Consider the following 20,046-nt stretch of genomic DNA (forward strand, 5'->3'; position numbering starts at 1 on the left):
CCACGGGAGCAGCGCCAGCAGCGCCCAGCCGAACCCGTCGTACCAGGGCAGCGCGTACGGGGCGACGAGGAGCCACGCGAGGACGAGGGCCGCTCCGTACCGGCGGTGCTCTTCGCCGTCCTCTTTGGGGAGCGCCCTGACGAGCAGCAGGAACAGCGCCAGCCCGAGCAGCATCGCGCCCGTCTTGATGACGTCGCGCTGCGAGCCGCGGCCGAGCGACTCGTCCACCAGGTGCCAGGGGGTCGCGAACGACACCATGTTGCTCGCCTCGCGGACCTGGTCGAGTGCGTGCGGCCCGGCGAGGAGGTACGCGGCCGCCGTGACGGCGACGGCGCCTGCGGCCAGCGCGAGCAGGCGGCCGAGCGACCGCCATCTCCGCTCGCGGAGCAGCGCGAGGGCGGGTCCGCCGGCGGCGAGCGCGGCGGGCAGCTTGACCGCGGCGCCGACGCCGGCGAGCGCACCGGCGGCCAGGGCGTGCGGCCATCCGGCCCGCCGCCCGAACACGGCGAGCGCGGCCACCACCGGCGCGATCGCGAGGACGTCGTTGTGCGCGCCCGCGACCAGGTGGAACAGCACGAGCGGGTTGCACGTCCACAGCAGCGCGGTGCGGAGCCGCCGCTCCTCGGTCCGGGACGTCCGGTAGAGGATCAGCGCGGTCGCCGCGAACGCGAGCACGTTCGCGACGGACATGACGAACACGGTGATCCGCACGGAGTCGTCGCCGATCCACGCGGCGAGCGCCTGCTCGCCGGTGGCGAGCGGCCCGTACACCGACGGCGTCGTCCGCCACTCCTCGGGCGCCCCGGCGACGGGGTCCCGCGACAGGTCGTCGGCGCTGGTCACGTACGGGTTGTGGCCGGTCGCCGCCATCCGCCCGTAGGACGCGTAGTTCAGGTGGTCGGTGGACCCGACGGGCGGCATGCACATGAACGCGACCGCCGCGAGCAGCCCCGCGGCGACCAGCGACCGCGCCGGGATGCGCCCGCCTTTCCGGACGTCGGCGAAGCACAGCCCGAGCCCGGTGGTGCTCGCGATGATCCCGGCGACGACCAGCCCGATCACCAGGTACGGCGACGGGTGGGCGACGAGCGAGTACGGCGGCTGGCCGCGGGAGCCTTCGAGGTCGGGCTCGAACACCGACGGGCCCAGCAGGGCGGTGCCGAGGAAGCAGGCGAGGCCGGCCCCGACGCCGCAGAGCCCGCCCGTCCCGAGTCGGGTCACCGGCGGCTGCCGCGAAGCCGGCCCAGGCGCCGCTCGACCGCAGGTTCGCGGACGGCGAGCGCCCTCGCCACGTCCCGGAACTGGCGGCCGCGGTGCAGCTGGGCGCGCCAGTCGGTGCCGGTGGCGCGGTGCGCGAGCGGTACCTCCACCTCGCGCACCCGGAAGCCCTGCCGCAGCAGGTCGATGGTGAGCGCCGTCTCGACGCCGAACCCGGCGGCGAGCGGCAGGGCCGCGTCGAACGCGGCGCGGGTCAGGCAGCGCTGCCCGTTGAGCGGGGCGTCCGGCTCCCAGCCGGTGGCGCGGCGGATGCCCTCGCGGGACAGCCGGACGACGAACCCGTGCCCGCCGAGCTTCACCGTCGTGGTGAACACCGCGATCGTCATGTCTGCGTCGCCGGCCCGGACGGGTTCGACGAGCGGCGCGGCCTCGCGCGCGGTCTCGGCGAGGTCGGCGTCGAGGAACAGCAGGTGGCGGGGCTGGTCGCGGCCGTCGTCGAGGAGCCTGACGGCCTCCGCGCCGGTCTCCATCGCCGCTCCCTTGCCGCGGTTGCGGCTGTGCCGCACGACCCGCGCCCCGGCCTCGCGGGCCACCCGGCCGGTGCCGTCGGAGGAGCCGTCGTCGACCACCACGACGAGGTCGGCGCCGGGCAGCTCCTGGGCGGCCTTGACGGTGGCCGCGATGCGGTCGGCTTCGTCCTTGGCCGGGATGATCACCGCTACGTCCTGCATATCCGCGATGGTAGTCCGGGACGGGCGCGCGGCGCGGCAGGCCGATGCGAACCGTTACCGGCGCGCCGACGCGGCGACCCCCGCGGGGCGCCGGCGGTTCAGCCGGCGTCCGGGACCGGCGCCCCGTCCGTGACGGTGAAGACGGTGTCGAGCCCGGTGACCTGCAGGATCCGCCGGACGGCCGGGCGCGGGGCGGCGAGCTCCAGCGAACCGCCCTGCTCCTTGAGCCGCTTCATGGCCGACAGCAGCACGTTCATGCCCGTCGAGTCGCAGAACTCGACGCCGCTCAGGTCGACCGTGATCCGGGTCGCCTGCTCGCGGAGCAGCCCGGCGAGGGCCGCCTGCAGTCTGGGCGCGGTGTACAGGTCCAGTTCGCCGGTCGCCGTAACGACGGCGTGACCTCCTTGAGACGCGGTCGAGACGTTTAGCTCCACGTCCGGCACACTATCTCGCGAACGGCCCGGGGGCCAGGCAGTTGACCAAGTCCCGCGCGGCGTGGGCGTTTCCGGGGCGTGTCGCCGCCTTGCCAGCCCCGTACGCTTTGACAATTACGGACAGTATTGTCCTAATCTCGGACGACTCCGGCGGTGCGAACTCCCCGGTTCGCGCCGCATGGAGGCGCGGAGTGAGAGAGGCTGAGCAGGTGCAACACATGGCCGATCCGAGAGAGACACGGCTGCGCGAGCGCCTGAAGACGATCCGGGCCCGCTCGGCGAAGTCCAGCTCGTGGCGGACGTCCACCCAGGTCCTGTCCCGCCTGGTCAACAGCAACGGCTACGTCCCCATCAGGACGCGCCTGTCCCGCGCGGACCTCGCCTTCCTCGCCGGCGCCCGGGAGGAGGTCCTCGCCTTCGCCGACCTCGGCGTCCGGCTGCTCGACCTGCACCGCCCGCAGGAGGCCGGCGGCATCACCAGCGACCCCGACCGCCCCATCCGCCGCTGCCGCGCCTGCATGTCCCGCTGGCCGTGCCCCACCTTCCGCACCATCTCCGAAGCCCTGGACCCCTGAGGCCCGCCGCGTGGGGGCGGCGGGGTCAGACGGTGAGGGGCAGGCGGACCTCGAAGCGGCAGCCGGGGCCCGCGTTGGCCACGCCTATCCTGCCGGCGTGCGCCTCGACGATGCCGCGGGCGATGGCGAGGCCGAGGCCCGCGCCGCCGCCCGGGGTGCGGGCCGCCTCGCCGCGGAACGCGACGTCGAACACGCGCGGCAGGTCGTCCTCGGGGATGCCGCCGCAGCCGTCGGCGACCGTGACCCGCGCCTCCCCCTCGCTGACCTCGGCGATGATCTCGACGGCGCCGTCGCTCGGGGTGTGCCGGATCGCGTTGACGACGAGATTGCGGAGCGCGCGGCCCAGCTCGCCCGCGTCCACCCGGACGGGCAGCCCCTCGCGGACGTCGCCGCGCAGCCGGACGCCCTTCGCGCGGGCGAGCGCCTCGGTGCCGGCGACCGCGTCCGCGACCAGGTCCGCGAGGCCGACGCGCTCGCGGGACAGCCGCAGCGCCCCCGCGTGGATCCGGGACAGCTCGAACAGGTCGTCCACCATCTCCGTGAGCCGCTCCGCCTCGACCCGGATGCGACCGTGGTACCGCTGGACGGTGCCCTGGTCGGCGACGACCTCGTCCTCCAGGGCCTCCGCCATCGCGCGCAGGCCCGCCAGCGGGGTGCGCAGATCGTGGCTCACCCAGGCGACCAGCTCGCGGCGGCTCGCTTCGAGGGCCTGCTCGCGCGCGTGGGACGCGGCCAGCCGGTCGTAGGCGGCCTCCAGTTCCCGCGACAGCTCGGCCAGCTCGGCGGGCAGGTGCGCGGCCGGCGGCCGGAACCGGTCCGCGCGGACGGCCTCCACCAGGGTGCGGTTCGCGGCCACCAGGCGGCGTCCCAGCAGCACCGACACGGCCATCGCGACCACGCCGGCGGACGTCACCACCGCGAGGACGACCGCCCGGTCGTGGTCGTTCAGCACCATCATGAACGAGATCACGAGGATGCCGGAGATCGTCGCGAGCACCGTCGCGACGCCCACCACGATCAGCTGGGTCGCGACCGACCGCCCGCGCAGCCCGTACAGGACGCCGAGCGCCAGCGCCGCGACGGTGAACGCGGCGAGCACCGCGTAGAAGACGACCCACAGGAGGTCTTCGAGGGGGATCATCATGCGCCGTCCATGGTGCGCTCTTCCGCCGCGTCGTGCGCGGCGGGCTCGTAGCGGTAGCCGACGCCCCACACGGTGACGATGCGGCGCGGCGCCGTCGGGTCGTCCTCGATCTTCTCCCGCAGCCGCCGGACGTGGACGGTCACCGTGGAGGAGTCGCCGAACGTCCAGTCCCAGACGCGTTCGAGCAGCTCGTCGCGGGTGAACGCGCGCCTCGGGTGGCGCATCAGGAACGCCAGCAGGTCGAACTCCCGCGACGTGAGCGCGAGCCGCTCGCCGCGCAGGCCCGCCTCGTGCGCGCTGACGTCCACGACGAGGTCGCCGTCGCGCAGCGGCCCGGACGGCCCGGTCGGGACCAGCGCCCCGCGCGCCCGGCGCAGCACCGACTTCACCCGCAGCGCCAGCTCACGCGGGCTGAACGGCTTCGTCACGTAGTCGTCGGCGCCGGTCTCCAGCCCGACGAGCCGGTCGGTCTCCGCGCCGAGCGCCGTCAGCATCACGATCGGGACGGTCGAGGTCTCGCGGAGCCGCCGGCACACCTCCAGACCGTCCATGCCGGGCAGCATCAGGTCGAGGACGACGAGGTCCGGCGGGTGGTCGAGCGCTTTGCGCAGCGCGGTCGGGCCGTCCGCCACGCAGACCACCTCGTGCCCGTCGCGGGCCAGGTAGCGGGCGACGACCTCCGCGACCGTCGGATCGTCGTCGACCACCAGGACGCGCCCGGCGGGACTCACAGACTTCACCCCCACACGCTAAGCGGCCGGCGCCGCCGCCGCTCCCACTCGTCACCACCCCGTAAGGAATGGCCGGCACGGAACGGGTCGGCGGGTTGGGCCGGGCGTGACGGGCGGGGGTCTCGGGATGGTCAGGGGGTTCCCTGAGTGGTCGTCAGGGTGGGCCCCGTCGCAGAGTGGGGGTCAGGCTCGTACCCGAGGGTGATGTGCTTCGCGGGAGCGGCGCCTACGGTGGAGGCATGGGTAAGACGATTCTGACCATCATCGGCGTGGTGCTCGCGATCTGGCTGGCGATGACCGTCATCGGCGCCATCATCTCGATGCTGAAGTTCTTCTTCTTCATCGGACTCGTCGGCGTCGTCGTGGTACTCGCCGTGACCGCCGTGTCCAAGATGTCCAAAAGCCGGTAGGTAAGCAGCTCATCCCCCTTGCGGGGCGTCGCCGGTGACCGCATGATGCCGGATAACCAGGCGGTCATCGGCGAAGGGACACCATCGTGCCGGGTCTGACAGAGGTGCTGCGGGAACGCGCACGTTCGCATCCCGATCGGGTCGCGTACATCGCGGGCGACAGGGAGGTCACGTTCCGTGACTTCGACCGGCGCGCCGACCAGGTCGCCAACGCGCTCGCGTCCGTGGGCGTCGGGCACGGCGACCGGGTGGCGATCCTCGACAAGAACTCCCTCGAGTACGCCGAGCAGCTGTTCGGCGCCGCCCGCATCGGCGCCGTCCAGGTCCCGGTGAACTACCGGCTGGCCCCGGACGAGGTCGCCTACATCGTCAACAACGCGCAGGCGAAGGTCTTCATCGTCGGCCCCGAGTTCGTCCCCGTGCTGGACGCGATCGCCGGCAAGCTGGAGCACACCGCCCACATGGTGGTCATCGGCGGCTCGGACCACGCCTACCAGGACTACGCCGCCTGGATCGACGGGGCGTCCGACACCGCGCCCGACCACGAGCCCGACGCCGCGGACGTGTTCGTCCAGCTGTACTCGTCCGGCACCACGGGCCTGCCCAAGGGCGTCATGCTGACGCACGACAACTTCCTCGCGGCGCTGGACGTGACCACGGACGTCTGGGACATCGACGATTCGTCGGTCCTGATGGTCGCGATGCCGATGTACCACGTCGCGGGCAACGTGCTGACCGTCTCGGCCGTCTACAACACGATCACGGCGGTCATCGCGCGCGAGCCCGACCCGACCCTGATCGCGAAGGGCATCGAGCGGCACCGCGTCACGCACATCTTCCTCGTCCCGGTGCTGCTGCAGTTCATGCAGCTGATCCCGGAGGTCGCCGCGTGCGACCTGTCCAGCCTCCGGCTCATGCTGTACGGCGCGTCCCCGATCAGCGAGGACGTCCTGCGCGGCGCCATGCGGATGCTGCCGGGCACCGAGTTCATGCAGGTCTACGGGCTCACCGAGGTCACCGGCGCGATAACGATGCTGCCGCCCGCCGACCACGACCCGGACGGCCCGAACGCGCACCGGCTGCGCAGCGCCGGCCTGCCCAACGACAACACCGCGCTCAAGATCGTCGACCCGTCCACCGGCGAGGAGGTCCCCGCGGGGCAGGTCGGCGAGGTCCTCTGCAAGACCCCGCAGAACATGAAGGGCTACTGGGGGATGCCGGACGCGACCGCCACGGCGCTGTCCGAGGACAACTGGTTCCGCACCGGCGACGCCGGCTACCTCGACGGGGACGGCTACCTCTACATCCACGACCGGGTCAAGGACATGATCATCTCGGGCGGGGAGAACATCTACCCGGCCGAGGTGGAGAACGTCCTGATGGGCCACCCGGACGTCGCCGACTGCGCGGTCATCGGCGTGCCGTCCGAGCGCTGGGGCGAGACCCCGAAGGCGCTGGTGGTGCTCACCTCGGACGTCTCCGAGCAGGAGATCATCGACTACTGCCGCGAGCACCTGGCCCACTTCAAGTGCCCGACCTCCGTCGAGCGGCGGGACGAGATCCCGCGCAACCCCACCGGCAAGATCCTCAAGCGCGAGCTCCGCGCGCCCTACTGGCAGGGCGAGGAGCGCGGCGTCCACTGACCGCCGGGTCCAGGGGGCGCGGCGGCGCCCCTGGATGTTTCACGTGAAGCGCACCTCGGCGGACATGGGCCGGTGGTCGGACGCCCTGGTGCGGTTCGCGGGGACGCTGCAGGAGACGGCGGCCGACTTGGGGATGAACAGGTAGTCGGTCTTCTCGACCGCGGTGCCCCGCCAGTCCTGCCGGGTCTTCGCGCCGGTGCGGGACGAGCCGGTCTGGTCGCATTCGGCGTACGCGCTGTAGAGCGGGTCGAGGGCCGGGCTGTCCGGGCTGTCGGCGAAGTCGCCGCCCAGGAGGACGCGGCCGGTGCCCGCGAGGGAGGCGAGGGCGCGGGCCTGCTTCTGCCGCCACTCGTCGCCCTCGGCCGGGCTGAGCTGGGTGACGCACACCCGGGTCGCCCAGGATGGCACGTTCCCGCAGAGCGCGATGCGCGCCCGGCCGGCGGGGGCCGGCAGCTTGGCCTGGCGGACCCCGGTCAGCGGGGCGCCGGTGCCGATGGCGATGCCGGTCCTGCCGCCGCCCTGCGCGCAGGACGCGCCGCCCGGGGACGCGGCGAACGCCCACGTCCACGTGCCCATGGTCTTCTTGAAGGCCCGCACGTGCCCCTCGCAGACCTCCTGCAGGAGGACGGCGTTGGTCTTGACCTTGCGCCCGCCGACCTCGGTGGCGTGCATGCGCTGGACGATCTGCTTGGCGAGCTTCGCGGGCGCCGCGCCGGACGGGCAGCCCGGCCCGCCGCCGCACACGTTCCAGGTGACGGCGTTGATCGTCGCGGCGGCGGGGCGGGGGGCGGGCGCGTCGGCGTGGGCGGGACCGCCGCCACCGCCCGGGAGGCCCTCGATGCTTGCGCCGGTGGCGGCCGCGGTGACGACCGCGGCGGCCGCACAGACCGAGAGGAGGGGGATCAGAGCGCGGGGGGATCGCACACGTTCTCCAGAAAGGGGGGCTGTCTGCGGGGGTGATGGCGGAATCTCACCACATCAAGATCGCATCCGCCAGCGGTTCGCGACCACGCGGTCACCCGCGATGTGACGATTTCTTCCGCCCCCCAAGAGTAGGGGGCCCGGCGGACGCCTCCGCCGGACCCCCTTGGCCCGCTAGCCGAGCAGCGCGGTGACCGTCCCGGCGCCGACCGTGCGGCCGCCCTCGCGGATCGCGAAGCCGAGCCCCTCGGTCATCGCGACGGGCTTGCCCAGCTCGACGGCCATCTCGACGGTGTCGCCGGGCATGGCCATGCCGCCGTCGCCGCCGAGGTCGACGCCGCCGACCACGTCCGTCGTGCGGAAGTGGAACTGCGGCCGGTAGCCGTGGAAGAACGGCCTGGACCGCCCGCCCTCGGCGGCGGTCAGCACCCGGACCCGCGCCCGGAACCGCCGGTGCGGCCGGATCGCGCCCGGCGCGCTGACCACCTGGCCGCGCCGGACCTGGTCGCGCTTGACGCCGCGCAGCAGCATGGCCGTGTTGTCGCCCGCCTCGGCGCGGTCCATGGTCTGCCCGAAGGTCTCCAGGCCGGTCGCGACGGAGCCGAACGACTCGCCGAGCCCGACGACCTCCACGGCGTCCCCGAGCCGGATCGCGCCCTGCGCCACGACCCCGGTCACGACGGTGCCGCGCCCGGTGATCGTCAGGACGCTCTCGACCGGCATGAGGAACGGCTTGTCCAGCACCCGCGGCGGGACGGGCACGTAGCCGTCGATCGCGTCGAGCAGGTCGCCGATGCGGGCCGTCCAGTACGGGTCGCCCTCCAGCGCCCGCAGCCCGGACACCCGCACGATCGGCACCTCGTCGCCGGGGAAGCCGTACTCGGAGAGCAGCTCCCTGACCTCCAGCTCGACGAGGTCGAGGAGCTCGGCGTTCTCGACCGCGTCGGCCTTGTTCAGCGCGACGACGATGTGCTCGACGCCGACCTGCCGCGCGAGGACGACGTGCTCGCGCGTCTGCGGCATGGCCCCGTCCTGCGCGGACACGACCAGCACGGCCCCGTCCACCTGCGCGGCGCCGGAGATCATGTTCTTCACGTAGTCGGCGTGCCCGGGCATGTCCACGTGGGCGTAGTGCCTGGTCGCGGTCGCGTACTGGACGTGCGCCACGTTGATCGTGATGCCGCGGTCGCGCTCCTCGGGGGCGCGGTCGATGCGGTCGAACGGCACGGCGGACGCCAGCCCGCGGTCGGCGAGCACCTTCGTGATCGCCGCGGTCAGCGTCGTCTTGCCGTGGTCGACGTGCCCCATCGTCCCGATGTTGAGGTGGGGCTTGTCGCGCTCGTAAAGCTGCTTGGCCATCGGCCTCGTCCTCACTGGTGGATCCGGTGAGAACCGACGTTCCAGACCACCCCCCTCCGCTGGTTCTCCGGAAGGGTCGGACGGAGAGGGGTCAGCTTCGCAGGCCGCCGGCGGCGACCGCGTCCGCTGCCGCTGCCGAGAAGGCGGCCGGCACCGCGCTCAGCGGGGCGATGCCCGCGAGCGTCATGGTGCCGGCCGCGAAGAACATGCTCCGGACGGTACGGAGCGCCGCGCGGAAAGTCGACCGGTTTTTCACCCGCCGCCGCCCGGCCTCCCGCGCTCGGGGGCCGGCGTCTTCGGGGACGCGTCGTGCCCGCCCGCCGGGACGCGCAGCAGCACCAGGCCGGCGGCGGCGCCGGCGAACTGGAAGGCGGCGATCCCCAGCACCAGCCCGATCGGCCCGACCGCGTCCGCGGTCGCGGCGGTCAGCGCGGCGCCCACCGCCGAGGCGCCGATCTTGAGGCTGCCCGCCGTCGTGTTGACCTGGCCGAGCCGGTCGGGCGGCGACTCGCGCTGCCGCAGCATCAGCGTGGCCGCGAACACCGGCCCCTCCGCGATCCCCGCCGCCACGAACGCCGCCGTCGCCCACGGCATGGACGGGGCCGCGGCGAGCGCCGCGAGCGCCGCCCCGAACGCGACCAGCCCGGCGACCATGACCGGCTCGGCGTGCCTGGGCGTCAGCCAGCGGCTGGCCGCGAGCGACCCGATCAGCGACCCGACCGCGAGCGCGACGAGCAGCCGTCCGCCCGCGCTCGGTGCCGCCCCGATGTGCTCGGCGAGCAGCACCGCCGTCACCGCGACGCCGCCGAACCCCGTCCAGGCGAGGGTCGTCGCCACGGTGAGCGCCCGCAGCACCCGAACCCGGGCCAGCACGACGAGCCCGCCCGTGATCATCGACGTCCATCGCGTCGCGTCCGTCTGCGGGGACGAGGCCAGTTCCGCCGTGCTGCCCGCGTCCGCCCCGGCGACGCCGACCGGGTCGGCGGCCTCCGCGTCCGGGGGCGTTTCGCCGGCGGTGACGTGGGGGCCGGGGAAGGGGAGGAGAGGCAGGGTGAGCAGGCCGAGCACGCCCACCGCCACGACGGCGACGCCCGAGTACCGGCCGCCGGCCAGCGCGGCGAGGCCCGCCGCCAGGCCGGGGCCGGCGATGCCCGCGAGGTTGTAGCTGGACGCCTCCAGCCCGTAGGCGCGCGAAAGCCGGCCGGCCGGGACGAACCGGGGCAGCAGGCTCGTCAGCGCGACGACGATCGGCTCGGTGCACCCGATCACGGCCGCGACGCACAGCGCGAGGTAGAGCGGCGAGCTCCCCGCCATGCCGAGCAGCAGCGCGGTCGCGGCGGCGTAGGCGGCGGCGAGCGCGACGGCGAGGCGGCGGGGGCGCCCGACCCGGTCGAGCAGGTTCCCGATGATCGGCCCGCTGAGCACGTACGGGAGGGTCATGGCGGTCTGCAGGTACCCGGCGGTGGCCGCGTTCCCCGTCCGCGCCTCGACCGTCAGAACCAGTGCCGTCGCGACGCCCTCGGCCGACACCCGCAGCATCGTCGCCGACGTGAGGTGCAGCGGCAGCGCCGCGGTCCTTGTGATCACGCTCGCATGCTGGCACACGCCTAGACTGCGAAGAGTGACGGCAGCGAAGACAGCGCACGAGCACCGGGTCACCAGCGAGGTCGGACGGCTGCGGACCGTCCTGCTGCACCGTCCCGGCGCGGAACTGAGACGGCTCACCCCGCGCAACAGCGACAAGCTGCTGTTCGACGCGATCCCGTGGGTCGGCCGCGCTCAGGAGGAGCACGACGCGTTCGCCGAGGCCCTCCGCTCCCGCGGCGTCGAGGTCCTCTACCTGACCGAGCTGCTGCAGGACGCCCTGGAGTACGAGGAGGCCCGCGAACAGGCGATCGCCGACGCCATCGACGACCTGCGCCTCGGCGACCAGCTCCGCCGCATCGTCGGGGACTGCCTGCGCGACCTCGACCCGGAGAACCTCACCCAGACCCTGATCGGCGGTCTGGCCCACGAGGAGCTGAAGGCCGGGCACGGCCTGGTCTACCGGCTGATGGACACGCTCGACTTCATCGTCGACCCCCTGCCCGGCCTGCTGTTCACCCGCGACAACAGCACCTGGATCGGCGACCGGGTGGCGGTGACGAGCCTGGCGATGGAGGCCCGCCGCCGCGAGTCCGCCCTGACCGCCATCGTCTACGCCCACCACCCCCGCTTCGCGGGCGTCGAACCGGTCTACACGCGATCGCTCGAACACGTCGAAGGAGGCGACGTCCTTCTCCTGTGCCCCGGCGTGATCGCTGTGGGGACCGGAGAGCGGACGACCCCGGCCGGTGTGGAGCGCCTGGCCCGCCAGGTCTTCGACGCCGGCCTGGCGCACACCGTCCTGGCGGTCCCGATCGCCCAGGAGCGGGCGACCATGCACCTCGACACCGTCTGCACCATGGTCGACGTGGACACCGTCGTCATGTACCCGCCGGTCGCCCACTCCCTGATGGCCCACAAGGTGACCCTCGCCGACGGCGACCTGCACGTCTCAGAGCCGCGCCCGTTCCTGGAGGCGGCCGCCGAAGCGATGCGGCTGGACCGCCTCAAGGTGATCGACACCGGCCTCGACCCGGTGACCGCCGAACGCGAGCAATGGGACGACGGCAACAACACCCTCGCCGTGGCCCCGCGCCTGTGCGTCGCCTACGAACGCAATATCGAGACGAACGCGCAACTCGAAGCGGCGGGTATCGAGGTCATCCGCATCAGCGGAAGTGAACTGGGCACCGGCCGAGGCGGCCCCCGCTGCATGTCCTGCCCCACCCTCCGCGACGACATCTGACCCGAGCCGCAAGAACAACTGAGTCGGGCATGCGGACGCAATGGAAAAGCTCGGGCGGTGTCGACGGGGGCACGACATCGCCCGAGCTTTGGGAGGACCATACAAGGTAGGGCGGGGTTCCTTCCAGGCGGGGTCCTCTTATGCCGGATATGCCCTACTTGCGGGCGTTCCATTCCTGGTTGGGTTGCACAGATCTTCGTCGGTTTCGTCTAGAAGGTCCGGGAAGTCGGACAGGTCGGGGACCATGGCGTGCGTCCTGACGGGGGCGGCCGCCCCGTTCTCGCCGGTCGTCCCGGGGGCGCGCAGCACGGCCCAGACCGTGGTGGCGCCGTCCTCGTGGCGTACTCCCCATCCGTCGGACAGGGCCTCGACGATGCCGAGCCCGCGCCCGCCGAGCGAGGACAGCGTGCCGGGGCCGCGCCGGGGCTCGGTCATGGCGCCGCCGTCGCTGACCTCCAGTTCGAGCACGTCGCCGTGGCGCACCCAGCAGACCCTGACCTGGCCGGACGGCAGCGGCCTGGCGTGCCGGAGCGCGTTGCTGATGAGCTCGCTGACGATGACGCTCGCGTCGTCCACGATGGACTCGTAGACCCCCGAGTCGGCCAACTCCGAGCTGAGGCGCCTGCGGGCGACCGCGACGCTGGACGGTGCGTGTGGCAGCAGTACGACGCTCGACGCCCTCACCTCCCCGTGGTTCCGCTTACTCGGACGAGTCCCGCCGTCGCTCTTCCGGTACGACCGAAATGCCCTGATGTCCACAGCCGGAAACCCGGCCGGTCGGGTTCATCGCCTGTACAACGAGTCACCGGCCGTCCGGTCACGGTGATCACCCCCGAACGGAACCTCGTCACCAACGGCAACCAACAAAGGATCTATCCACCCGACGGCGGACTCATGCCTCACGCACTCGTTTCGTCCATCACACCCCGCGGTCACCGAACTTTCTCGCACCAGCCAAGGGTGCCATCCGCCGGGACCTCCGAACGCCCAGGTCACACCGGTCTCACCGGGCGCCCCGGAGGGAGTGTCGTCACGGTGAGTGACCACGGCCGGGTCAGTCCGCTCCGCGAAGCACGAGGCGCATGCGGGTCCCGTCGCCGGCACGCGCGCCACCTGCGGGTCCGTGCCCTTCCGCGGTGCGCAGCAGGGTGTCGCGACGATTAATGGTCCGTTCCATTTGCGCCACTTCGGCGCCTACTGAAGCTTTGCGAGAATCAGTGTGATATGTCTCACGTTCAGCCGGATGGGCTGAAATTCTCCCGCCCTGTGCCTCGGTCAGCCGTTTCACGATGTACAGACCGAGCCCGATTCCGCCGAAGCGGCGCCGGTCCCCCGCGTCTCCCTGGACGAACCGCTCGAAGATCCGCTCATGGTCGCCGGCCGGGATGCCGATCCCCTCGTCCTGGACCGTCACGACGATGTCGGAGCCCTCGCACACGGCCCGGACGCTGACCGTCCCGCCGTCCGGGGAGTACTTGAAGGCGTTCTCCAGGAGCTGCCCGAGGACGATGTCGGTCGCCATCGCGTCCCCGCGGCAGGGCGGCAGATCGGGATCGATCTCCAGCTCGACGCGGTGCAGGGGCGACAGGGAGCGGAACCCGGCGACGACGCCCTCCAGCACCCGGGCCAGGTCGAACGACTCGATCGTCACGGCCAGCTCGTCGGCCCCGGCGCGGGAGCCGAGGAGGAGGTGCTCGACCAGGCGGCCGAGCGACTGGGCGCGCTCGGCGATGGTGGCGACGGCGGTGCGGCGGTCGCCGTCGGCCATCTCGTCCCACCGGTTGACCAGCGTGGACGCGAACCCCTGCACCACGGTGATCGGCGTGCGCAGCTCGTGGCTGGTCGTGGCGAGGAACAGGTCCTTGGCCTCTTCGAGCGCCTTCGTCTCGGACACGTCGCGGAAGTCGACGACCAGCTCGCCGGTCTCCTCGATCTCGGCGGCCAGCACGTTCAGCCACGTCCCGGACTCCAGCCGGAAGGTGAGCTTCTCCCCGAGCCCGGGCATGGCGAACGGGAGCGGGCGGCCGATCGCGTCCTCCGGCGGGATGCCGGTGAGGGTGTGCGCGGCCGGGTTCCACTGCCGGACGACGAGGTCGTGGTCGAGGACGGCGATCCCGTCGGCGCTGGAGTCGATCACCGCGCGCTCGTGCGCCCGCTGCCGCACGACCTCGGCGTACGCGACGGCGTTGCCGACCGCGACGCCGGCGTGCCCCGCGAGCAGTTCCAGCAGCTCCAGCTCGGTGTGCCCGGCCTTGCTCCCGGAGAACAGCGCGTAGAGCGCCCCGTAGGGGCGGTTCTGCAGGTAGGAGAGGCCGAGCGCGATCGTGTGCAGGCCGGGCAGCTCGGACCAGATCAGGTCGCCGAGCCGCCGCTCGCCGGTCGCGAGCTTGACGGTCTTGCCCGACCGCAGCAGCTCCCCGACCAGGCTGGGCCGCAGCTCCGCCGTCCGGCCGCGCATGTGCTCCGGCAGCCCGGACATGCTGACCAGCCGCAGCCGGTCCCCCTCGATCCGGACGAACCCGCCCGCGTCGGCTCCGGTCAGCTCGATGAGCGCGGCGGTGATCCGGTCGAGGACGACGCCCAGGTCGAGCTCGGCGTTCAGGTCGGCGACGATGTCGTTCAGCCGCCGGACGAGCCGCGCCCGCTCGGTCATGTGGTGCTGGACGATCTCGTCCTCTTCGACCGGGTGGTACACGCCCACCCAGCCGAGCAGCGTCCCACTGGGGTCTTTCAGCAGGCTCGTGTCGATGCGGACGTCGATGAGGCGGCCGTCCTGGTGGAACCGGCGGGTGGCGATCGAGATCTGCCCGCTCTCGCCCTCGCCGGCGGGCCGGGTGAGGAGCCGCTCCTGGACGGCGTTGTGCTCGGCCTTCAGCTCGTCCGGGACGATGGGCGGGACGCGCCCGATCATCTCCGCGGCGCTCCAGCCGAACATCCGCTCGGCGGCGGGGTTCCACACGGTCACCCGGTGCTGCTGGTCGACGGCCACGATGGCGTCGGCGGCGCTCTCGATGACCGCCCGCGCGATCGGATCGTGGACGTGCTGGTACACGTCTGTCATCGTGCCACCGGACTCCGGCACGCCGCCGGGTAACTTGCATCGTAAATTGCCACGTGAACCTTACCTTTTGGTAAGGCTACCGCCTGGTAACCCGCCCGATGAGCAGCGCGGCGGCCCCGGCCACCAGGAACGACAGCAGCGAGGCGCTCATCCAGGTCTGCGGGACGAAGTGCAGCGCGTCCCGGACGTCCCGCCAGAACCCCGCCCAGTGCCGCACCGTGCCCGGGTTGATCAGCTGGTAGACGACGAACCCCGCCGCCCACGCCGCGATCATCCCCCACCGCGACGGCGCCCGCCGCGACACGTCCCACCCGTCCAGCCGCGCCGCGGCCTCCGCCTCGGACGGCGCACCGCCGCCCTCGCCGGGCTCGGCGGACGAGCGGTGGCGCCGGCCCAGGAAGAAGTCGGCGGCGAGGACGCCCAGCATCGGGACGAAGACCGAGCCGATCAGGGTCAGGAAGCCCGCGTAGTCGCCGATGTCCAGGACCAGCGCGAGGACGGTGATGCCGGTCCCGAGCGCGACGCTCAGCACCCGGCGGTCGGCGCGCGGGAACAGGTTCTGGATCGAGACGGCGGTGGAGTAGGTGTCGGCGAACGACTGGTCCGCCTCCCGCAGCACGAAGACCGCGAAGAACACCACGCCGAGCGTCGGGCCGAGGAAGGGGTCGAACACCCTGCCGCTGTCGCCCGCGACCAGCGCGAGCGCCAGCAGGCCGAGGACGTAGGCGATGATCTGCGTGGCGGAGTAGCCGACGGACGCCGCGCCGAACGCCGCCCGTTCCGTCCGGGAGTGCCGGGTGTAGTCGGCGGCGACCGGAACCCACGAGATCGACACGGCGAGCGCCGCGTCGGCGCCGATCCAGAAGCCGCCCCACGAGCCCTCCGTCAGGTCGGGCAGCGGCTGCCGGACGAGCTCCACGTAGAAGTAGACGAGCGCGATCGCCACCGCGACCGTCACGTAGCGGCGCAGCAGCCGCACCGAGCCGAGCGGCCACACCGTCAGCACCGTGGTGATCGCCCCGGCGGCGACCACGTAGCCCCAGCGCGGCACGCCGTCCCACAGCTCGCGGGCCGCGTCCGCGATGACGATCAGTTCGAACGTCCCCCAGCCGATGAGCTGCGCGATGTTCAGGACCGTCGGCGCGTACGACAGCCGCGCGCCGAACAGGCCGCGCAGCAGCACCATCGCGGGCTGGCCGGTGCGGGCGCCCGGGACCGCGGCGAGGCCGAGCATGAGCCCGCCGATGACCGTCCCGACGGCCATCGCGACGATGCCCGCCATGATGGAGATGGTCGGCGCGCCGTCGTCGTCCGGCGCGAGGACGGTGTAGGCGCCGGAGAAGGCGAGGAGGCTGACGCCCAGGTTGGCCCAGAACGCGCTCTGGTCCCAGAACCCGAGGACCTTGGGGGCGGGTTCGTCGAGGGTGAAGGGGGCCTCGTTGGCCTCAGGGCGCTTTTCGACGTCGGACGTCACGGGACACACGCTCCCTACGCCGGCATTACCCGGACAGGTTCATGCGGTCGGCGACGCCTTGCAGGCCGCCCTCTCAGCCCGGCTCTCGGCCCGAGCTCCCGCGGTTATCGGTCGGAGCCGATCGTACAACCGCCCGTCAACTACCAAAAGGGGTGATCACGCCACATACGGCGGGCCGCCGCCCGCGCCCTCCATGGGGCGCCCGGCCTCGACCCAGCCCTTCATCCCGCCGTCGACGTTCCGCGCCAGCCACCCCGCCTGGTTGAGCGCCACCGTGACCTGCGCCGACCGCACGCCGGACCGGCAGATCACGTACACCTCCCGGTCGCGCGGGATCTCGCCGGCGCGGTCGCTCAGCTGCCGCATGGGGATGTGGACCGCCTCGGGCGCATGGCCCGCGTCCCACTCGTCCTGTTCGCGGACGTCCAGCAGGTAGCCGTCCTGCGGGACGTCGGCCGCGCCCACCGCCGGCACGTCTTCCCCGAAATTCATCACACCCCCATGGAACCGCGCGAACCCGCCCTGCGTCGAATCACGCATGCGGTATCGGACGCTCCTCTTCGCAGCGCCCGGGCTGGCCATGCTCCTGACCTTGGCCGCCTGCGGCGACGAACAGGCCAACGGAGACCCCGCCGAAGCGCCGTCCGGCACGACGTCCGTACAGCCCTCCGGCACCCCGGGAGACTCCCTCACCATCAAGGTCAAGGCCTCCGCGGAGGCCCCCGCCAAGACCTGGACGCTGACCTGCGATCCCCCTGGCGGTACCCATCCGAAGGCCGCCGACGCATGCGCGGCCCTGACCAAGGCCAAGGAACCCTTCAAGCCCGTCCCGAAGGACCAGATGTGCACCGACATCTACGGCGGTCCCGAGATCGCCACGGTGCGGGGCACCTGGCGGGGCGAAAAGATCGACGCCAAGTTCACCCGCGGGGACGGCTGCCAGCTCCACCGCTGGGCCAAGGTCGCCCCCCTCTTCGGCAACGTCCCGAAGGTCCGCTGACGAAGGTCCGCTGACGAACGAGCCTTCCCCGTTCCGGCTCGGTTCACCACCACAGGCCCCGGCCCGCGCCGGGGCCTGCTCTGTCCGCGGGGGACTCGCCCGGACGAGTCAGTCGTCATGGGCCGCGGGGTCGACATGAGCGAGCGCGCGGTCCCGGGTGGGGCCGCGCGCTCGCCGGAAGCGGGTCAGCTGAGGGTCGGGGCCTTCTGCCGGCCGGTCTCGGCGGTCGCCGGGACGGCGGCGGCCGGGGCGGCCGTCAGGGGCTTGAAGCGGCGCAGCCGGAGGCTGTTGCTGACCACGAAGACCGAGGAGAACGCCATCGCGCCGCCGGCGATCATCGGGGTGAGCAGGCCGGACGCCGCGAGCGGCAGGGCCGCCACGTTGTAGGCGAACGCCCAGAACAGGTTGCCCTTGATCGTGCCGAGCGTGCGGCGCGACAGCCGGATCGCGTCGGCCGCGGCCCGCAGGTCGCCGCGGACCAGCGTCAGGTCGGACGCCTCGATCGCCACGTCCGTCCCGGTGCCCATCGCGAGGCCCAGGTCGGCCTGGGCGAGCGCCGCGGCGTCGTTGACCCCGTCGCCCACCATCGCCACGGTCCGCCCCTCGGACTGGAGGCGCTTGACGACGTCCACCTTGTCCTGGGGCAGGACCTCGGCGATGACCTCGCCGATCCCGACCGCCTCCGCGACCGTGCGGGCGACGGTCTCGTTGTCGCCGGTCAGCAGGACCGGGCGCAGGCCGAGGGCCTTCAGCTGCGCGATCGCCTCGGCGGAGGTCGGCTTGACCTGGTCCGCGACGGTGATCACCGCGCGGGCGGCGCCGTCCCAGCCGACCGCGACGGCCGTGCGGCCGAGCGCCTGCGCCTCCTCCATCGCGCGCTCCAGGCCGGGCGTGAGGTGCTGCGACCACTCGGCCAGGAGCTGCGGACGCCCCGCGAGGACGCCGTGCCCGTCCACGATCCCCTGGACGCCGAGGCCCTCGACGTTCGCGAAGTCCTCGACCGCGCCGAGCTCGCCGACCCGGTCCACGGCGCCCTTGGCGATCGCCTGCGCGATCGGGTGCTCGGACGCGTTCTCCAGCGCCCCCGCCAGCCGCAGCACGTCGGCCTCGGAGACGCCGTCGGCCGTGACGACGTCCACCAGCGCCATCTTCCCGGTGGTGACGGTGCCGGTCTTGTCCAGGACGACGGTGTCGATCGCGCGGGTCGACTCCAGGACCTCCGGACCCTTGATCAGGATGCCGAGCTGCGCGCCGCGCCCGGTCCCGACCATGAGGGCGGTCGGGGTGGCGAGGCCGAGCGCGCACGGGCAGGCGATGATCAGCACGGCGACGGCGGCGGTGAACGCGCCGGCGAGGGGCTCGCCGGTGCCGATCCAGAAGCCGAGCGTGCCGACCGCCAGCGCGATCACGATCGGGACGAAGATCCCGGAGATGCGGTCGGCGAGCCGCTGCACCTGCGCCTTGCCGGTCTGCGCCTCCTCCACCAGCCGCGCCATCTGGGCGAGCTGGGTGTCGGCGCCGACGCGGGTCGCGCGCACCAGCAGGCGGCCGCCCGCGTTCACGGTCGCGCCGACGACGGCGTCGCCCGGCCCGACCTCGACTGGGACGGACTCGCCGGTCAGCATGGACGCGTCCACGGCGGACGAGCCCTCCTCGACCGTCCCGTCCGTGGCGATCTTCTCGCCGGGGCGGACGACGAACACGTCCCCGACCGCCAGGCGGTCGACCGGGATGCGCTCCTCGCGCCCGTTGCGGACGACCGAGACCTCCTTGGCGCCCAACTCCAGCAGGGCGCGCAGCGCGGCGCCGGCGCGGCGCTTGGACCGCGTCTCGAAGTAGCGTCCGGCCAGGATGAACATGGTCACGCCGGCCGCGGCCTCGAGGTAGATGTTCATCGACCCGTCCGAGCGAGTCATGGAGAACTCGAAGCCGTGCTTGACGCCCAGCTCGCCCGCGGTGCCGAAGAACAGCGCCCACAGCGACCAGCCGAACGCGGCGAGCGTGCCGAGCGAGATCAGCGTGTCCATCGTCGCGGCGCCGTGCCGCAGGTTGATCGCCGCGGCCCGGTGGAACGGCCAGCCCGCGTACACGACGACCGGTGCGGCGAGCGTCAGCGACAGCCACTGCCAGCCCTCGAACTGGATCGCCGGGATCATCGCCATCGCGATGACCGGGACCGACAGGACGACCGACGTGATCAGCCGCTGGCGCAGCGGGCGCAGGCCGTCGTCCGGCTCGGGCTCCTGCGCCGGGCCGCCGCCGGCCGCGGGGGCGGCCGGGAGCGCGGCGGTGTAGCCGGCCTGCTCGACGGTGGCGACCAGGTCCTCCGGGGCGACGCCGGGGGCGAACTCGACGCTGGCCTTCTCGGTGGCGTAGTTGACGGTCGCGGTCACGCCGTCCATCTTGTTGAGCTTCCGCTCGATGCGGTTGGCGCACGACGCGCACGTCATCCCGCCGATCGCCAGCTCGATACGCCCGGACTCGGTGTCCGTGCTCATCGCTCTCCTCCTCTGCC

At 72.9% G+C, this 20,046-nt stretch carries 17 protein-coding genes, 1 pseudogene and 1 riboswitch; of the genes and pseudogenes, 5 read left to right on the plus strand and 13 right to left on the minus strand.

From position 1 onward, the window contains the following. Nucleotides 1-69 precede the first annotated feature (69 nt). From mptB to ABTW95_RS03070, 3 genes and pseudogenes are all read right to left on the minus strand, one after another. Nucleotides 70-1,221, minus strand: a pseudogene (gene mptB, locus ABTW95_RS03060) (polyprenol phosphomannose-dependent alpha 1,6 mannosyltransferase MptB); the annotation flags it as partial. Next, on the minus strand, nucleotides 1,218-1,949 hold the full coding sequence (locus tag ABTW95_RS03065; RefSeq protein WP_396447412.1) for a glycosyltransferase family 2 protein: 732 nt from the start codon (nucleotides 1,947-1,949) through the stop codon (nucleotides 1,218-1,220). The gene ABTW95_RS03065 and the pseudogene mptB, both read right to left, overlap by 4 nt. 98 nt (nucleotides 1,950-2,047) lie before the next feature. Next, nucleotides 2,048-2,383: an STAS domain-containing protein gene (locus tag ABTW95_RS03070; protein ID WP_396447413.1), complete on the minus strand. Its 336-nt coding sequence runs from the start codon at nucleotides 2,381-2,383 to the stop codon at nucleotides 2,048-2,050. Between the two features lie 218 nt (nucleotides 2,384-2,601). Here ABTW95_RS03070 and ABTW95_RS03075 point away from each other — a divergent pair, with 218 nt between their 5' ends. After that, entirely contained in the window at nucleotides 2,602-2,958 is a 357-nt protein-coding gene (locus ABTW95_RS03075; protein WP_500224043.1) for a hypothetical protein, read from the plus strand. A 25-nt stretch (nucleotides 2,959-2,983) separates the two neighbouring features. On the opposite strand, the gene ABTW95_RS03080 is transcribed toward ABTW95_RS03075, so the two are convergent. Together ABTW95_RS03080 and ABTW95_RS03085 are read right to left on the minus strand one after the other, a co-directional pair. Then, a complete protein-coding gene (locus ABTW95_RS03080) occupies nucleotides 2,984-4,102 on the minus strand; it encodes a sensor histidine kinase (protein WP_500224045.1) in 1,119 nt (372 codons plus the stop codon). Next, complete coding sequence (locus tag ABTW95_RS03085; RefSeq protein WP_500224047.1) at nucleotides 4,099-4,842, minus strand: response regulator; 744 nt, start codon at nucleotides 4,840-4,842, stop codon at nucleotides 4,099-4,101. The genes ABTW95_RS03080 and ABTW95_RS03085 overlap by 4 nt, the downstream gene beginning before the upstream one ends. A gap of 230 nt (nucleotides 4,843-5,072) precedes the next feature. Here ABTW95_RS03085 and ABTW95_RS03090 point away from each other — a divergent pair, with 230 nt between their 5' ends. Beyond that, nucleotides 5,073-5,243, plus strand: coding sequence for a hypothetical protein (locus tag ABTW95_RS03090; protein WP_396447417.1), 171 nt, complete (start codon nucleotides 5,073-5,075; stop codon nucleotides 5,241-5,243). Between the two features lie 86 nt (nucleotides 5,244-5,329). Next, the gene (locus ABTW95_RS03095) at nucleotides 5,330-6,886 is read left to right on the plus strand and encodes a long-chain-fatty-acid--CoA ligase (RefSeq protein ID WP_500224048.1); all 1,557 of its coding nucleotides are present in this window, start codon (nucleotides 5,330-5,332) and stop codon (nucleotides 6,884-6,886) included. 39 nt (nucleotides 6,887-6,925) lie between these two features. On the opposite strand, the gene ABTW95_RS03100 is transcribed toward ABTW95_RS03095, so the two are convergent. From ABTW95_RS03100 to ABTW95_RS03110, 3 genes are all read right to left on the minus strand, one after another. Continuing rightward, the gene (locus ABTW95_RS03100) at nucleotides 6,926-7,810 is read right to left on the minus strand and encodes an endonuclease/exonuclease/phosphatase family protein (protein WP_396447419.1); all 885 of its coding nucleotides are present in this window, start codon (nucleotides 7,808-7,810) and stop codon (nucleotides 6,926-6,928) included. A gap of 171 nt (nucleotides 7,811-7,981) precedes the next feature. Then, nucleotides 7,982-9,166, minus strand: coding sequence for an elongation factor Tu (gene tuf / locus ABTW95_RS03105; protein ID WP_500224051.1), 1,185 nt, complete (start codon nucleotides 9,164-9,166; stop codon nucleotides 7,982-7,984). Between the two features lie 252 nt (nucleotides 9,167-9,418). Beyond that, the gene (locus tag ABTW95_RS03110; RefSeq protein ID WP_500224052.1) at nucleotides 9,419-10,753 is read right to left on the minus strand and encodes an MFS transporter; all 1,335 of its coding nucleotides are present in this window, start codon (nucleotides 10,751-10,753) and stop codon (nucleotides 9,419-9,421) included. Nucleotides 10,754-10,787: 34 nt separating this feature from the next. Here ABTW95_RS03110 and ABTW95_RS03115 point away from each other — a divergent pair, with 34 nt between their 5' ends. Continuing rightward, a complete protein-coding gene (locus tag ABTW95_RS03115) occupies nucleotides 10,788-11,996 on the plus strand; it encodes an arginine deiminase (protein ID WP_500224054.1) in 1,209 nt (402 codons plus the stop codon). 138 nt (nucleotides 11,997-12,134) lie between these two features. Here ABTW95_RS03115 and ABTW95_RS03120 read toward each other — a convergent pair whose 3' ends face one another. The 4 genes from ABTW95_RS03120 to ABTW95_RS03135 all read right to left on the minus strand — a co-directional run bounded on the left by ABTW95_RS03120 (nucleotide 12,135) and on the right by ABTW95_RS03135 (nucleotide 17,023). Next, nucleotides 12,135-12,680 (minus strand): ATP-binding protein, encoded by a 546-nt coding sequence (locus ABTW95_RS03120; RefSeq protein WP_396447423.1) that lies wholly within the window; start codon nucleotides 12,678-12,680, stop codon nucleotides 12,135-12,137. A gap of 370 nt (nucleotides 12,681-13,050) precedes the next feature. Continuing rightward, nucleotides 13,051-15,057, minus strand: a complete 2,007-nt coding sequence (locus ABTW95_RS03125; RefSeq protein ID WP_500224058.1) for a PAS domain-containing protein — start codon at nucleotides 15,055-15,057, stop codon at nucleotides 13,051-13,053. A gap of 76 nt (nucleotides 15,058-15,133) precedes the next feature. After that, nucleotides 15,134-16,531 carry a purine-cytosine permease family protein gene (locus tag ABTW95_RS03130; RefSeq protein ID WP_396447426.1) on the minus strand — a complete coding sequence of 466 codons (1,398 nt, stop codon included), beginning with the start codon at nucleotides 16,529-16,531 and terminating at the stop codon, nucleotides 15,134-15,136. After that, nucleotides 16,526-16,643, minus strand: a riboswitch (TPP riboswitch). (Overlaps the previous gene by 6 nt.) A gap of 44 nt (nucleotides 16,644-16,687) precedes the next feature. Next, the gene (locus tag ABTW95_RS03135; RefSeq protein WP_396447427.1) at nucleotides 16,688-17,023 is read right to left on the minus strand and encodes a rhodanese-like domain-containing protein; all 336 of its coding nucleotides are present in this window, start codon (nucleotides 17,021-17,023) and stop codon (nucleotides 16,688-16,690) included. Between the two features lie 46 nt (nucleotides 17,024-17,069). Here ABTW95_RS03135 and ABTW95_RS03140 point away from each other — a divergent pair, with 46 nt between their 5' ends. Beyond that, nucleotides 17,070-17,531 carry an SSI family serine proteinase inhibitor gene (locus ABTW95_RS03140; protein ID WP_500224061.1) on the plus strand — a complete coding sequence of 154 codons (462 nt, stop codon included), beginning with the start codon at nucleotides 17,070-17,072 and terminating at the stop codon, nucleotides 17,529-17,531. 185 nt (nucleotides 17,532-17,716) lie between these two features. Here ABTW95_RS03140 and ABTW95_RS03145 read toward each other — a convergent pair whose 3' ends face one another. After that, entirely contained in the window at nucleotides 17,717-20,029 is a 2,313-nt protein-coding gene (locus tag ABTW95_RS03145) for a heavy metal translocating P-type ATPase (protein ID WP_500224063.1), read from the minus strand. Nucleotides 20,030-20,046 lie beyond the last annotated feature (17 nt).

Source organism: Spirillospora sp. NPDC127506 (genome assembly GCF_040302145.1).
GTDB lineage: Bacteria > Actinomycetota > Actinomycetes > Streptosporangiales > Streptosporangiaceae > Spirillospora.

Excerpts from the sequence above, each read along its gene's own strand:
- ABTW95_RS03065 (WP_396447412.1), bottom strand. The coding sequence starts at position 1,949 with ATGCAGGACGTAGCGGTGATCATCCCGGCCAAGGACGAAGCCGACCGC.
- ABTW95_RS03075 (WP_500224043.1), top strand. The coding sequence starts at position 2,602 with ATGGCCGATCCGAGAGAGACACGGCTGCGCGAGCGCCTGAAGACGATC.
- ABTW95_RS03080 (WP_500224045.1), bottom strand. The coding sequence starts at position 4,102 with ATGATGATCCCCCTCGAAGACCTCCTGTGGGTCGTCTTCTACGCGGTG.
- ABTW95_RS03090 (WP_396447417.1), top strand. The coding sequence starts at position 5,073 with ATGGGTAAGACGATTCTGACCATCATCGGCGTGGTGCTCGCGATCTGG.
- tuf (WP_500224051.1), bottom strand. The coding sequence starts at position 9,166 with ATGGCCAAGCAGCTTTACGAGCGCGACAAGCCCCACCTCAACATCGGG.
- ABTW95_RS03125 (WP_500224058.1), bottom strand. The coding sequence starts at position 15,057 with ATGACAGACGTGTACCAGCACGTCCACGATCCGATCGCGCGGGCGGTC.
- ABTW95_RS03135 (WP_396447427.1), bottom strand. The coding sequence starts at position 17,023 with ATGAATTTCGGGGAAGACGTGCCGGCGGTGGGCGCGGCCGACGTCCCG.
- ABTW95_RS03140 (WP_500224061.1), top strand. The coding sequence starts at position 17,070 with ATGCGGTATCGGACGCTCCTCTTCGCAGCGCCCGGGCTGGCCATGCTC.
- ABTW95_RS03145 (WP_500224063.1), bottom strand. The coding sequence starts at position 20,029 with ATGAGCACGGACACCGAGTCCGGGCGTATCGAGCTGGCGATCGGCGGG.